The organism is Amycolatopsis alba DSM 44262 (assembly GCF_000384215.1).
GTDB classification, from domain to species: Bacteria; Actinomycetota; Actinomycetes; order Mycobacteriales; family Pseudonocardiaceae; genus Amycolatopsis; species Amycolatopsis alba.
The window spans coordinates 3,612,113-3,626,266 of the sequence record NZ_KB913032.1; the positions used below are offsets into that span (position 1 = coordinate 3,612,113).

The 14,154-nt window shown below is 69.9% G+C and carries 10 protein-coding genes; 3 read left to right on the forward strand and 7 right to left on the reverse strand.

The genetic code is table 11. The features are described from left to right. Positions 1–27: 27 nt before the first annotated feature. Both AMYAL_RS0117150 and AMYAL_RS0117155 read right to left on the reverse strand, forming a co-directional pair. Positions 28–2,277, reverse strand: a complete 2,250-nt coding sequence (locus AMYAL_RS0117150; RefSeq protein ID WP_020632535.1) for an FtsX-like permease family protein — start codon at positions 2,275–2,277, stop codon at positions 28–30. Further along, positions 2,277–2,972, reverse strand: a complete 696-nt coding sequence (locus AMYAL_RS0117155) for an ABC transporter ATP-binding protein (RefSeq protein ID WP_026467166.1) — start codon at positions 2,970–2,972, stop codon at positions 2,277–2,279. Before AMYAL_RS0117155 ends, AMYAL_RS0117150 begins: the two co-directional genes overlap by 1 nt. 180 nt (positions 2,973–3,152) lie before the next feature. Here AMYAL_RS0117155 and AMYAL_RS0117160 point away from each other — a divergent pair, with 180 nt between their 5' ends. The 3 genes from AMYAL_RS0117160 to AMYAL_RS0117170 are packed head-to-tail and all read left to right on the forward strand — an operon-like array spanning position 3,153 to position 6,896. Next, the gene (locus AMYAL_RS0117160) at positions 3,153–4,925 is read left to right on the forward strand and encodes a sensor histidine kinase (protein ID WP_026467167.1); all 1,773 of its coding nucleotides are present in this window, start codon (positions 3,153–3,155) and stop codon (positions 4,923–4,925) included. Continuing rightward, positions 4,922–5,572 (forward strand): response regulator, encoded by a 651-nt coding sequence (locus AMYAL_RS0117165; RefSeq protein ID WP_020632538.1) that lies wholly within the window; start codon positions 4,922–4,924, stop codon positions 5,570–5,572. The genes AMYAL_RS0117160 and AMYAL_RS0117165 overlap by 4 nt, the downstream gene beginning before the upstream one ends. 16 nt (positions 5,573–5,588) lie before the next feature. Beyond that, positions 5,589–6,896 carry an amidohydrolase family protein gene (locus tag AMYAL_RS0117170; RefSeq protein WP_026467168.1) on the forward strand — a complete coding sequence of 436 codons (1,308 nt, stop codon included), beginning with the start codon at positions 5,589–5,591 and terminating at the stop codon, positions 6,894–6,896. Between the two features lie 80 nt (positions 6,897–6,976). Here AMYAL_RS0117170 and AMYAL_RS0117175 read toward each other — a convergent pair whose 3' ends face one another. From AMYAL_RS0117175 to AMYAL_RS0117195, 5 genes are all read right to left on the reverse strand, one after another. After that, positions 6,977–7,663 (reverse strand): SDR family oxidoreductase, encoded by a 687-nt coding sequence (locus tag AMYAL_RS0117175; RefSeq protein WP_020632540.1) that lies wholly within the window; start codon positions 7,661–7,663, stop codon positions 6,977–6,979. Between the two features lie 144 nt (positions 7,664–7,807). Then, positions 7,808–9,535: an arabinofuranosyltransferase AftB family protein gene (locus AMYAL_RS0117180; protein WP_020632541.1), complete on the reverse strand. Its 1,728-nt coding sequence runs from the start codon at positions 9,533–9,535 to the stop codon at positions 7,808–7,810. A gap of 53 nt (positions 9,536–9,588) precedes the next feature. Further along, the gene (locus AMYAL_RS0117185) at positions 9,589–10,209 is read right to left on the reverse strand and encodes a class I SAM-dependent DNA methyltransferase (protein WP_020632542.1); all 621 of its coding nucleotides are present in this window, start codon (positions 10,207–10,209) and stop codon (positions 9,589–9,591) included. Positions 10,210–10,240: 31 nt separating this feature from the next. Beyond that, entirely contained in the window at positions 10,241–11,881 is a 1,641-nt protein-coding gene (locus tag AMYAL_RS0117190; RefSeq protein WP_020632543.1) for a DUF7850 domain-containing protein, read from the reverse strand. A gap of 135 nt (positions 11,882–12,016) precedes the next feature. After that, complete coding sequence (locus AMYAL_RS0117195; RefSeq protein WP_020632544.1) at positions 12,017–14,119, reverse strand: PhoX family protein; 2,103 nt, start codon at positions 14,117–14,119, stop codon at positions 12,017–12,019. Positions 14,120–14,154 lie beyond the last annotated feature (35 nt).

The window sequence follows — 14,154 nt, forward strand, 5'->3', positions numbered from 1 at the left end:
CGTCATGACGCCATTCGGGCGAACCTTTTACTCGTCGGCCAACGGCTCCGACTGCACCCGCTTGAGGGCCGGGGTCGAGATGGATGCCCCGAGCAACGCCACCCCGATTCCCAGCACCACGGGCGCCAGCAGCCACGGGCTCAGCACGATCCCGTCCTTCTCGACCATGCTGTAGAGCCCGATGCCGACTCCGACCCCGACCGCACCCGCGCCGATGGTGGCCACCATCGCGGGCAGGGCCGCTTCCATCCGCAGCGCCCTCGCCAGCACCTTGACCGGTGTCCCGGCCGCGATGAGTGCCCCGAAGGTGCGGCGGCGGTCCATCACCGAACCTGCGGTCGCGACGGCCGCGCTGCAGCCGGCGAGCACCCCGGCGGCGATCAGGCCGATCACGGTGACCCGGCGCAGGTCGCCGAGTTCCTGTTGCTGGCCGATCAGGTGCAGGCCGCGGCTGACGACCTCCTGGCCGGGGGCCGCCCCGACCAGCGCGGTCCGCACGACCTCGCCGTTCTGCGGTGTCGTCGGCACGACCACGTCGACGCGGTCCGGCGTGACCCCCGCGGGCACCAGGGCCGGATCGATGACGATCGTGCCGTAGGTGTCCTCGTCACTGGACGGGAAGAGGTGCACCGGCGCCTTCGGGTCCAGCGGCGTCCCGGCCTTGTCGTAGTCGTTCGTCACCTGGTACGCCGACGGGTCGAGGCTGGTCCTGCTGTAGATCGCCGGACCCGGCCGGCAGGTGCCGCCGATGTTCACCCGCAGCAGTTTCGCGGCGTCCTCGCAGGTCATGACGAAGGCGCGGCTGAGCGTCTGCGAGCGGGTGCCGACGTCGCCGGTGGACAGGTAGACCTGGCCGACCGCGATGGCCTTTTCGGTGACCCCGTTGCGCACGAGCGACGCGTTGGTCCTCTCGGCGATCTGCTGGGCCTGGGTCGCGTCGGATCCGGCGTAGAGGACGTTGTCCTGGTAGGTCCGTCCACCGCCTGCCATCGACTCGAATGTCGGCAGCAGCGTGAGCGCCATCGAGCCGGTGAACACCGCGAGCACGACACCCGCCGTGGCCCGGTACGCGCTCTTCGGGTCGTCGCGGAGCCTGCGCCCGGCCAGCAGCGAGGCCGGTTTGCGCCAGATCCGGACGAACGTGCCGCCCACCGCCGACGTGACCCACGGTCCGATGATCGCGGCCGACCCGACCAGCAGGAACAGCCCGAGCATCACCATCGGCAGGCTGCCGTTGTCCTGGGTGACGGCGAAGAGGAAGAAGGCGCCGGCCACGGGGACCGCGAGCAGCCGCCACCAGTGCAGTGGTTTGCGGGCGTGGGCCGAAGCCGCGAACAGCGGCGTCTTCAGGACGCGGCGGATGCCGAGGATCCCGGCGACGACGACCAGCAGCGGGATCACGACGGCGATCGCGACGGTCGAGACGACCGGAAGGCTGAAGTCCGACGCGAGCCAGGTCCCGCCTGCCCAGGGAACGAACGTCGAGAGGCCTTGGAGCGCCGGTGCCACCAGGATGCCAAGCAAGGCGCCGACCACCGCGGACAACGCCGTCTCGGCGGCGACGATCTTCATCACCTGGCCAGGGGTCGCCCCTGCCAACCGCAGCGCCGCCATCCGCACTTCGCGCCGGGCGGCGGTGAGCCGGGCCGAGGACGCGACGAGCACCAGGCTCGGCACGAGCAGGACGATCACGCCGACCCAGGCGAGCAGTTCGAGCATCGGGTCGGGCTTCGCCTGCTTGTTCGGGAAGCCGTCCGCGGCCATCGCCGTCTTCGGCATCGACTCCGGGGTGTGGCCGACGACGGCGACCAGCTGCTCCGGGTACATCAGGGAATCGGGTCCGAGCGCGTCGACGAGTTTGCCGAACCGGTCCCCGAGCTGGGCCTGCGGTGCGGCCTGGATCAGTTTCCCGAGTTCGGGGGAAACGATCGACTCGCCGGGGCCGGGCAGCTTCGGGATGCCCGGCGGCAGGCTGAGGATCGGTGAATTGCCGGTCTGGGCGATGTCGACGCGGATGATCTCGCGATCGCCCGAGTAGTCCTTGTTCGCCGCCATCAGCAGCGGCGCCGGACGCTGGCTCTCCCCGGACTGGGAGTAGTAGCTGCCGATGTCCTGCCAGATCGCCCGCTGCGAGCGGGCCTGCGTGGCACCGGGGAGGGAGGCCAGCAGGAGCACCAGGCTGGTCGCGACGGCGACCCCGACCGCGGTGAGGATGGCCGACGTGCGGGTCCGGCGGTCGACCCGGAGCACCCGCATGGCCAGCTGGAAGCTGTTCATTACGCGGCCAACCTCGTCGCGATCAGGCCGTCGCGGATGGAGACGGTGCGCGGCATGGCTTCGGCGAGTTCGCGGTCGTGCGTCACGACGATCACCGCGGCGCCGCTGTCGGCGGCCGCCGCGAGCAGCGCGTCCATGGTGGCGCGGCCGGTGCGGGTGTCGAGCGCACCGGTCGGCTCGTCGGCGAAGATCACCTTCGGCCGGTGCGTCAGGGCGCGGGCGATCGCGACGCGCTGCGCCTCACCACCGGAAAGCTCGCCGGGGCGGCGCTTTTCCTTGCCCGCGAGGCCGAGCTTCGCCAGCCATTCGCGGCCGGCTTCGATGGATTCCTTGCGGCCCTTGCCACCCAGCAGCGACGGCAGCGCGACGTTCTCTTCGGCGCTCAGTTCGGCGACGAGCATCCCGGACTGGAACACGAAACCGAACTCGGTGCGGCGCAGTTCGCTGCGCTTGCGCTCGTTGAGCTGGTCGACCCGCTGCCCGGCCAGGAAGATCTGCCCGGCGTCGGCGCGGAGGATCCCGGCGAGCACGTGCAGCAGGGAGGTCTTGCCCGAGCCCGAAGGCCCGACGATGGCGACCGCGTCACCCGCCTGGATGTCGATGTCGATCCCGGCCAGCGCGTGCTGCGTGCCGTATCGCTTCACCAGCCCACGTCCGGAAAGAACCGGCTGCCCTGTCCACTGTGGATCTACCACCGTGATTCTCCCTAGTCAGTCACTTGTGTTCCGCTTCGGGGAAGAGCTTCGCGGTGAACCACCTGTGTCCACTTCGGGCAGACGGCCAGTGCTGATCTCGCCCGCATCGGCCGATCGGCCGACCCGGCTCGGGCCGGTCGGCCAAGGTGCGGACGGCGGTGGATCCTCTACCGTCACGGTGTGACAGCAGGGCCATCCCAGAGCAAGTTCTACGCACGGGCGAGCGCGCTCGCGCGCCGCATCGGCATGCCCGCGGTGGTCCTGCTGGCCGCGTTCGCGTTCGACCTGGCGTTCATCACCGACGCCGCGTTCGACGACGCCGGCCCCAAGGTCATCGACCTCCTGCTGTTCCCCGGCATCTTTGGGATGGTGTTCTGCGCGCTCTGGGCGCAGAAACGTGCCGCCGTCGCCGCCGTCGCGGCTTCGGTCGTGCTGGTGGCCTACACGCTGGTCGTCCGGTATCTCAACATCCCGACCTATTCGAGTGTGCTCGCGAACCTGTCCATCACCGAGGTGGTGGCGGGGGTGGAGATCCTGTTCTACGCCGCGCGCCGGACGCGGCCGGGTGTCGCGTTCGCGGTGATCTCCGGTCTGGTGCTGGCGACGCTGACCGCGGTGTCCGGCCGGTACATGGACGGCATGTCCGGCGGCACCATGGCGCAGGCGATGCTGTTCGGGGGCATCCTGCTGGGCGGCACGCTGGTCTTCGCGATTCCCGGACGCGACCGCATGACGAATCCGAGAAGCTACGAGAAGCTGCAGAAGCTCAACAAGCTGGTGATGGGCCAGTGGCCGCTCATCGGCATGCTGAGCATCGCGCTGATCCTGGAATTCGGCTTCACCTACGCCAGCCGGGCGCACGGCCTGCCCCTCCTGGTCTGCTCGATCGTCGCCGCGATCATCGCGATCGCGGCGCCGCGGCGACCGGCCGACGCGATGGTCGCGCTCACCGCGGTCATGCTGCTTTCGGCGCTGGTGACCCCGTTTCTCCGGCTCCGCTACGACTACCCGACTCCAGGAGGGGTGCCGGGGACACAGGTCGTCGCGGGGATGGGGCTGGTCGTCACCCTGGTCCGCGCGGTCGGGCTGAGCAAGGCCACGCCCCGTATCGCCGCGTTGTCCGCGGTGGTGGCGGGCGCCTGCATTCTCAACACTCAACGGCCGACTCCGCAGCTCATGACCGAGCCGGACGACATCGCCGGGTTCGCGGTCGTCGGGGTGCTGCTGCTCGGTATCTCGGTGGCGGTCGGCCTGGCGCTGCGGTCGCGGGATTCGGAGCGGACGCAGGTCATCCAGTCGGCGATCAGCGACGCGCAGACATCGGAGCGGATGGCGCTGGCGCGGGAACTGCACGACGTCGTCGCGCACCATGTCACCGGGATCGTCGTGCAGGCGCAGGCGGCGAAGATGATGGGCGAGAAGAATCCGCAGGTCGCGGTCGAGGCGATGGGCCGGATCGAGGACGCCGGGGTGGAGGCGCTCGCGGCGATGCGGCGGCTCGTGCGGAGCATGCGCGGCGACGCGCCCGCCGGGAGCAGCGAGTTCAGCGAGCAGGCCACCACCGATCTCGCCGCGGACCTGCGGTCGCTGATCGAACGGTCGAACCACGGCGTGAAGACGTCGATGAAACTCGAACTGCCGTCGAACGTGCCGCACGAGGTCGGGCGGTCGGCGTTGCGGCTGGTGCAGGAGTCGCTGACGAACATCGGCAAGCACGCGTCCGGCGCGAAGGAGGCGCTGGTCATCGCCGAGGTGACCGGGAGCGAACTGCACCTCCAGGTGACCGACGACGGACGCGAGCCCCAGGGCCGTCCGGCAGGCGGGTCGGGCGGCTACGGTCTGATCGGCATGCGCGAACGGGTCGCCCTGCTGCACGGCCGGCTCTCCGCCGGGCGGGCGCCGGGCGGCGGATGGCGCGTCGAAGCGTGGCTACCACTTGAAGGAGAAGAGTGATCCGGGTATTGATCGCCGACGACCAGGACATGGTGCGGATCGGCTTCCGGATGATCCTGGACGCGCAGGACGACATCGAGGTGGTCGCCGACGTGCCGGACGGTGTCTCGGCGGTCGCGAAGGCGCGCGAACTGCGGCCGGACGTCTGCCTGCTGGACATCCGCATGCCGGGCATCGACGGGCTCGAGGTCACCAAGCAGCTGGCGGGCCCGGATGTGGTCGATCCGCTGAAGGTGGTGGTGGTCACGACGTTCGATCTGGACGAGTACGTGCACACCGCGCTGCGGAACGGCGCGAGCGGGTTCCTGTTGAAGGACGCCGGTCCGGCGCTGCTGATCGAGGCGGTGCGCGCGGCCGCACGCGGGGACGCGCTGGTTTCGCCGCAGATCACCGTCCGGCTGTTGAAGCATTTCGACGGCGGCACGGTGAAACGCGAGGTCATTCCGCCTTCGGAGCCGCTGACCGCGCGGGAACTGGACGTGGTCAAGGCGGCCGCGAAGGGGCTGACGAACACCGAGATCGGGGCCGAGCTGTTCCTGTCGCTGTCGACGGTGAAGACGCATCTGGCGTCGGTGCAGGGCAAGGTCGGTGCGCGGAACCGGGTGGAGATCGCGGCGTGGGCGTGGCGTAGCGGCGTCGTCGACTGAAAGTAAGCTCTCGGTTATGCAACGCCGTTTCCACGCTCCTGTCGTTCTCCCCGCCGACCCTGCTTGCTCGTTGCTGCGTGACGCCGTGGTCGACGTGGACGAGGCGGGGCGTGTCACCCATGTCGGTCCCGCCTCCGAGGCTCCCGAAACGTCCGCTCCCGTGACCCGGTTGAGTGGTCTTCTCCTGCCCGGTCTGGTCAACGCGCACGCGCACAGCCCGATGACGCTGCTGCGCGGGATGGGCGGCGACCTGCCGCTGCTGCGGTGGCTGACCGAGATCATCTGGCCGGCCGAAGCGAAGCTGAAGCCCGCCGACATCCGCACCGGCATGGTGCTGGGCTCGGTCGAGATGCTGCGGCACGGTGTGACGACCAGCGCGGAGATGTACTTCGAAGGCGAACAGCTCGCCGACGCGGTGCTCACCACCGGTGGCCGCGTGATCCTGGCCCCGCCGGTCATGGAACTGCCGGGGATGGATTGGCGCGCGATGCTGAAGGGCATCGAACGCTGGATCGACACCGACGGTCTGCGGTTCGGCCCCGGTGAGCGGATCGAGGTCGGCTACGGGCCGCACTCGGCGTACATGCTGAACGAAGAGGCACTGCGCGCGACCGCGGAATCGGCCGCCGAGCGCGGCGCGCTGGTGCAGATCCACGTGGCCGAGGCGGCGCTCGAGGACGTCAAGCAGCGGGAAGTGCACGGCTCGGTGCCCGCGCTGCTGGAGAAGGTCGGGATGCTGCGGGGCCGGACGCTGGCCGCGCACGCCATCCACCTGTCCGACGAGGACATCGCGCTGTTCGCGGCGCGCGGGGTCGGGATGGCGCACTGCCCCGGCTCGAACGCGAAGCTCGCTTCGGGCATCGCGCGGGTCACGGACCTGCGGAAAGCGGGTGTCGCCGTCGGGCTCGGCACGGACGGCCCGGCGTCGAACGACGACATCGACCTGTGGGAGGAACTACAGCTCTCGGCGATGTTCGCGCGGCTCGCGACCGGCGACTCGACCGTGCTGACCGCGGCCGACGCCTTCCTGCTCGGCACCCGCGGCGGCGCCGACGCACTCGGCCGGACCGACATCGGCGCGCTGGAACCCGGCCGGTGGGCGGACATGGTGCACGTCGACCTCGATGACCCGGCCTTCGCGGCGGGCCTCGACGTCCCGGACGAGCAGTTGCTCTCGAACCTGGTGTGGGCCGCGGGCTCCCGCCGAGTGCGCGACGTGTGGGTGGCGGGCGAACAGGTCGTCGGCGACGGCGAATCCCTGCGAGTGGACCGCGCGAAAGTACAGGCCGAAGTCGCCGAAACCTCGGCGCGGCTGCGCTCTTGAGAGGGATGAGGTCTCGAGCACCACGCTGGAGACGTTGAGCGTCTCAGGCGAGGCGCACGAGACACTCGATCCCCTCGGGGTCAGACCAGGCCGCGGGGCCGGAGGGTCACGTCGGTCGGGTGCGCGTCACCGGTGGCGGAGACCGCGGCCAGCACGGCGGCCGCGACGGACTCGGGGCGCAGGAACCGTTCCGGCTCGTACGAGCGGCCCTCGTCGGCGATGATCGCCTGCTGCATTTCGGTGTCCGTGCGGCCGGGGTAGATCGACGTCACCCGCAGCGCGGATTCCTCTTCCCGCAGCGCGTCGGCGAAAGCACGGACGGCGAACTTGCTCGCCGCGTAGGGCCCCCAGCCCGCACGCGCGTTCTGTCCGGCACCCGAGTTGATCACGACCACGTGCCCCTTCGCGGCGCGAAGCGCGGGCAGCAGTTGCCTGGTCAAGGTGACGACGGCGAGCACGTTGACCTCGAAGTTCGCCCGCCAGTCGGCGTCGGTGGCGGTCTCGACCGTGCCGAGCCGCGCGACACCCGCCGAGTGCACCAGTACGTCCAGTTCGCCGAACTCGGCGGTCGCCGCTTCCAGCGCCTCGGCATCGGTCAGTTCGACCGGCCACGCCCTGGCACCGGGCAGCGTGCCCGCCAGTTCGCCGAGCGCGTCGGCGTCGCGACCGCCGAGCAGCAACCGGTGGGTGGGGGCGAGCGCGCGGGCGACCGCGGCACCGATACCGCGGGTGGCGCCGGTAACGAGAGCGAGGGGAAGATCAGCCATGGCCGCCACGCTAGTACGGCGGTCTCGCGTGCTCGAAAGCGTATCTCGCGTGATCAGAGAGCGATCTCGCGTGATCAGAGACGGAACTCGCGTGATTGAAGGGCGATCTCGCGTGATTGGACGGACGACACATCGCGGGGCTGGTCAGGGGGCGCACGAGACCGGCGGGGCAGCCGCCCGCGGGAACCGCACGGAGCCGCGCGTGAACGACCCGATGAGGTTGTCCGTGAATCGACCCGCCGTCAGCGGATCCCGGACCGACGCGTCGATCGCCACGAGCGCCGGGCAGTCGAGCGCCGCTCGCGCGGCGGCGACGTCGGCAGGGCGGGCCGGACCGCCCTCGGCGATCGGAAGCCGCGCCGAATTCGCCAGCTCCCACACCGGGGGCAGCCATTTCTGATGTCCGGGCCTGCCGTCGGGAAGCGCCGTCGAATGCGCGGCGAACGGGTTGGCGAGGCCGTAACCGTCACGCAGCCGCATGTCGAGCGGGATCAGCAGGCCGAGAGCGCCCATGCTGTCCGCGGCGACGGTCACGTACGGCCGGTCCGTCGGGTACGCGTACCAGCGCCTGGTCGCGTAGTCCTGGATCAGCACCGCCGGGCCGTCCACCCCGCGGATGGCGTCCAGCGTCGACGGCATCACCGGATGGTCGGCGTAGTCCTCGGCCAGGATCGGATGTTCGTGCCCCGTCGACCGCGACCAGTAGGACCGTTCGTCGGTGACGCCGACGGCACGCGGCGCGGCGGAGTACGGCGGCCGAAGCGACCCGGCGGCCACGAACGCCCAGATCCCGACGCCCACCAGAAACACCGTGGTCAGCCTCGTCACCGGCAGGGCCAGCACCGGAAGCAGCAGGCAGAACAGCGCCGGAAGCAGCATGCGCCCGTGCATGAAATCCCCGCCGACCCTGATCACGTACAACGCGAGCAGGACCGCACCGGCGACCGGGACCGCGGTGAGCACCACGAACGTCTTGTCCACAGTGGACGCGACGGTGACGGCGGCCGCCGCGAGCAACAGCAGCGGGAGCCAGAGCCAGTACGGCTGGACGAGATCGACCAGGTACACCCAACCACGCGCCCAATTCGCTTCCGACGCCTCTTTGACCAAGGCGGTGTTCGGGGTCAGCAGCCCGTAGTAGCCCATCCGGAACACCTGATAGGCCAACGGGAGTGCGGCCGCCACGGCCAGCAGGCCCACCGCGCGACGAAATCCCGGCCGCGAAAGCACGAGCAGCGCCACGAGGGCGACCGCGCTGAAGAGCGCGAGATCCGGCCGCACCAACGGCCCCAGCCCGGCGACCATGGCGACCGGCCAGGTACGCAGTTTGTCCATTGTGGACATACGGCGGACGAGCAGCCACCAGGTGACGCCCAGCCACAGCGTGATCAGGCCGGTCTCCAGCCCGGACGTCGCGAAGTCGCGGAACGGCGGCAGCGCGCAGACCACCAGCGCCCCGGCGGGCGCGAGCCCGTGGAACGCCAGCGGCTGGTAGAGCCGCCGGGCGCCGTCCAGGCCGAAGAACAGTCCCGCGACCGAGAAGACCAGTCCGGTGACCACGGAAACCCACTCCAGCGGCACCCCAGGGACCAGCCCGAGGACACTCAGCACGGCCGTCCACAAAGGACTGGTGTTGGTCTCGACCCGTTCGCCGATGTTGAACACCGGCCCGTTGCCCGCGAGGATCTGGCGGACCGTCCGCAGCACGATCAGCCCGTCGTCACTCATCCAGCGGCGGCGCCAGGCGAGATCGGCGTAGACCATCAGCACCAGGCCGAACCCGAACCACGTCCAGGTCGACGGTCGCCGGAACCAGGCGCGCGAAGGCCAGCCGGACGTGTTCTCGCCCGTGGTCGTGTTCGTCTGCGTCATGGCTCCGCCCGGCTCGGTTGCGTGCGAAGGAGATCAGGCCCGCGGGCAGCGAGTCAAACCGCGCGGGCGGACAGACAGGACTGTGGTCGCTTCCTCCCTTCCATGGCCAGCCGCGCGGTGACCTCGAACCCGGCCTGGCCCAGCAGCTCGGCGATCCTGCCGGGCTCCAGCAGGTACGCGTCGTAAGTGACCGGGTGGCCGTACGCCGTCTCCGGGCTCAGCCGCTCGTCGCCGACGTGGAATCCGATCAGCAGGCGACCACCGGGCGCGAGCGTGCGGCGGAACTCCGCGAACACCGACGGCAGCACCTCGGGCGGCAGATGGAAGATCGACCACCAGGCGACGAGGCCGCCCAGCTCGCCGTCCGGGAAGTCGAGAGCGGTCATCGAGCCGACGGAGAACCGCAGGTCAGGGTACTGACGGCGGGCGATCTCGACCATTTTCGGCGACAGGTCGACACCGGCGACGTCGAGGCCGAGCGACGCCAGATGGGCGGTGACGTGCCCTGGGCCACAGCCGACGTCGACGACCGGGCCGCTCACCTGCTCGGCGAACGCGGCCAGCATCGCGCGGCTGATCGGCTCCTGGTCGAAGAGCTGTCCGACCCGCACCGCGTAGTCCTCGGCGACGGTGTCGTAGGAGTCTCGGGTGGCGTCGAGATGTGAGGTGGTCACGGTGGCGACGCTAGCGCCACCCACCGACAGTTCACGGCTCGAGCAATCCGGCGTCCCTGGTCAGATCCTCCGGCGGGCCGAGCTTGGCCACCGGCGTGCATCCGGTCGCGGGATCCGCCGCCGAATCGGTGCCGTTGTACTGCGCGGCACCGGACCTGGTCAGCTGCCGGGCACCGACGTCGAAACACACCTGGTACGAGCCCCAGCGCAGGTGATCGAAGACGTACCGCCCGTCCGGCCCGGTCACGGTCGAGCCGACCTCCTTCGCGGAAGCGTCCTTCAGCGTCACCTTCACGTCCGGGACGCCGAGCTCCTCGCGGCCCTGCAGGCCGTCCTTGTCCTTGTCCAGCCAGACGAAGTCACCCAGTTTGCTCATCGGCGCGTTGAGACCCGCGGCGAGCGTCAGGTCCTGGCGCTTCCGAGGGCCGACCGTGGTGGTCGCCGTGCAGCCGGTCGCCGGATCGGCATCGGAGTCCTTCGCGTCGTCACCGGCGTCCTTCGCCGTGAAGATGTAGCCCGCGAACTCCGGCGGAAGCGAGCTGATGTCGAAGCAGACCTGGTAAATGCCGTCCTTCAGCTTCGTGAAGCGGTATTTGCCGTCGGCGTCCGTGGTGAGCGTGCCGAGCGCCGTGCCCGACGCGTCCTTCAGTGTCACCTTCACGCCTGGGACACCCGGCTCCGCGGAATCCTGCAGACCGTTCCGGTCGACGTCGTTCCAGACGAACTCCCCGATCTCGTCGATCGCGGGCGGCGGGGTGACCTTGATGGTCGTGGTCGCGGTCTTCTTCGGCAGCTTGCCGCTGGAGACGGTCACGGTGCTGACGTGGTCGTTGTCCGCTTCGGTGACGTTCTTGTGGTCGCAGGTGACGGTCGCGGACTTGCCTGCGTCGAGCGCCGCGATCGGCGTGGGCTGCACGTCGCAATACGGATCGTCGACCTTGACCGCCGCCAAGGCCGTGGTGCCGTCGTTGGTCACCGTGAACCGGTAGTTCACGGTGGTGCCCGCCTCGATCGTGGCCGTGGTGCCCCAGGCGCCGCTCACCGGATCCCGAACCTCCGCCTTCACCGAGAACGAGTCGATCCGCAGGTGGACGCAGTCCCACATGACCCAGTTGCGGTCGGTGGCGGCGAAGAACTTCACCGCGTTCGCCGACGGGGGCGCGGTCGACGGCGGGAAGTCCTGCCTTGCCAGTTTGGTGTCGGTCTCGACGGCGTGCGCGACTTTGAGCTTGTTCTCCAGGACGACCTTGTCGGACGCGTTGTAGAACCGCAGTCCCGTTTCCTGGACGGCGCCCGCGAGCCGGAGGTTGTCGTCGTTCGTGCCGGTCCAGTCGGTCAGCGTGTAGACGGCGCCGGGCACGAACTTCATCGCCGCGTAGGCGGTGCTGACCATCTTGTCCGGCGTCGAGATCAGGGCGTATTTGCCGCCGTCGGCCTGGTAGCCACTGGCCGTCGACAGCTTTGGCTGTTTACTCCTCGACGTCCCCGCCGGCACCGGTGCGGCCGGGTTGAAGGTGTACCCGGTGGGCGGGCTGCCCTGCTCCAGGCTCGGGTTCGGCGCGGCCCCGCCGGTGCAGCCGGACGGGACGTCCGGAGCCTGCGCGTGCGCGGGAAAAGCGCCCGTGGCCAGCAGGAGTGTTCCGGCCGTCATCAACACCAGTGCCCGTTTCACAGGGCTGAAGCTAGTTATCCGGTCCCGGTTGCGTAATCGCTGAACCGTGTCGACGATCGCCCCGATCAGGCAGAACCGAGAGTGACCGGGACGCCGATGCCGTCTTCCCACGGCAGCGGCGTCCCGGTCACGGCCTTACTTGACGCCGATGCGGCCGACCTGGCCCCAGCGGCCCTTCTTCCACACCGACACGATCGACGGCCGCGGCTGGGCCGTGCCGCCGTCCGGCCAGTGCGAGGTCGGGTTCGCGGAGCTGGCGGCGTTCTCACCGGGGTGCTGCACGGCGACGAGCACCAGGTGGTCGGTCACCACCGGGCCGCAGGTCTCCGCGCCGACCGGGACCGACAGGAACTGCTTGACGTGCCCGCGTTCCGGACCGTCGACCGGCACCGAGAACAGGCCGTCGTTGGAGCCGAGCGCGTTGCCGTCGGTGGAGATCCACAGGTTCCCGTGCCGGTCGAACGCAACGTTGTCCGGGCAGGAGATCGGGCTGACCTGCTCCTTCGGGAAGCCGCCGAAGTAGGTGTCCGCCGCCTTCGGGTCACCGCAGACCAGCAGCAGACGCCACTTGAACTTCGTGGCCGCCGAGTCGCCGCGGTCCTCGTCCCATTCCAGGACGTGCCCGTTGCGGTTGTTGACGCGCGGGTTCGGCTCGTCGACGCCCGCCTTGCCCGCCGCGCCGCGGTCGCTGTTGTTCGTCAGCGCGGCGTAGATGCGGCCGTTGACCGGGTTCGGCTCGATGTCCTCGGGGCGGTCCATCTTCGTCGGCTGGACCTTGTCCGCCGCCTGCCGCGTGAACACGTAGACCTCTTCGGCGGTGAAACCGTCCACAAAGGACTTGTCGCCGGAGACCAGCGGGATCCACTCGCCGACGCCGTCGAATTCGCCGTCCTTGGGGAGCTTTCCGGTGCCGTCGATCTCGCCGGGGCTGTCACCGGTGAAGCGGGCGACGTACAGGGTGCCGTCGTCGAGCAGCGCGGAGTTGTGGCGTCGCGCGTACGCGCTCTTGCCCGGCTTGTACTTGCCCTTGGAGACAAACTTGTAGATGTACTCGAAGCGCTCGTCATCACCGGAATAGACGGCGACGCGGCCGTCCTTGGTGATCTTGATGTTCGCGGCTTCATGCTTGAACCGGCCGAGCGCGGTGTGCTTGACCGGCGTCGAGTTCGGGTCGTTCGGGTCGATTTCGACGACCCAGCCGAACCGGTTGGCCTCGTTCGGCTCCTGCGCGAGGTCCCAGCGCTTGTCGAACCGCTCCCACTTGCGGGTGGTCCCGGCGCCGGAGAAGCCGTAGCGCTTCAGGCGCGCGGCCGCGACCGGGTCGGTGACGCTCGCCGCGTTGGCGAAGTACTGGTTGACGTTCTCCTCACCGGAAAGCACGGTGCCCCAAGGGGTCACGCCGCCGGCGCAGTTGTTCTGCGTGCCGAAGACCTTGCGGCCGGTCGGGTCCGCGGAGGTCTTGAGGAACTTCGAGCCGGCCGCCGGGCCGCGCACCTCGAAGGCGGTGTTCAGCGTGATGCGGCGGTTGAACGGGCTCGGCACCGCACGCAGCGCGCCACCGATCGGGTCGCGGAACGTCTGGACGACCGAGAGACCGTGGGCGGCCCAGGCGATCTTGACCTGCTCCTCGGTCGGGTTGGCCGGGTCGTACTGGTCGGCCGGGAACATGTGGACCTCGGTGGTGTACTCGTGGTTCACCACCAGCAGGTTGCCGATGCCCAGCGGGTCCTGCGGGATCAGGCCGACGAAGTCGTTGTTGTAGCCGAACTGCTTGGCCTGCGCGGCCGCGGTCTGCTTGCGGAAGTCGAACTTCGGCGCGCCCCACTCGACGGCGTCGCCCCAGCGGATGACGACACGCTGGTCGTAGCCCTCGGGAATGGTGACCGCGTCGAGCTTGTTCGGCGGCACCGCTTCGAAGTCGGTGCCGGGCACCGGACGACCGGGGCGGCCCGGCTTGCCGTGTCCCGCGGCGGCGACGTCCGCAGGGGCCTCGGCAGCGGCGGCCGTGCCGGACAGCGCGGCGAAACCACCGGCGGCCGCCGCCATCACGGCACCGGCCTTCAGCGCGCCGCGACGGGACAGCATGTTCTTGACGACGTCGCCGAAGTACTCGTTGTCCGACGTGTTGGGCTCGGGGTGGGCGCACGCGTTGCCGCAGCGGTACTCGCAGGTGACCGCGGAGCGGCCGCCGGGGTGGGAGGTGATCAACGGCAGGAGCCGCTGAGGCTCGAAGGACACAGGGCCTCCATGTTCGCGGTGGGTACACGTAGTCC

Bases quoted from the DNA above. Each gene is read 5' to 3' on its own strand.
- AMYAL_RS0117150 (WP_020632535.1), bottom strand. From the start codon at position 2,277: ATGAACAGCTTCCAGCTGGCCATGCGGGTGCTCCGGGTCGACCGCCGG.
- AMYAL_RS0117180 (WP_020632541.1), bottom strand. From the start codon at position 9,535: ATGACGCAGACGAACACGACCACGGGCGAGAACACGTCCGGCTGGCCT.
- AMYAL_RS0117170 (WP_026467168.1), top strand. From the start codon at position 5,589: ATGCAACGCCGTTTCCACGCTCCTGTCGTTCTCCCCGCCGACCCTGCT.
- AMYAL_RS0117175 (WP_020632540.1), bottom strand. From the start codon at position 7,663: ATGGCTGATCTTCCCCTCGCTCTCGTTACCGGCGCCACCCGCGGTATC.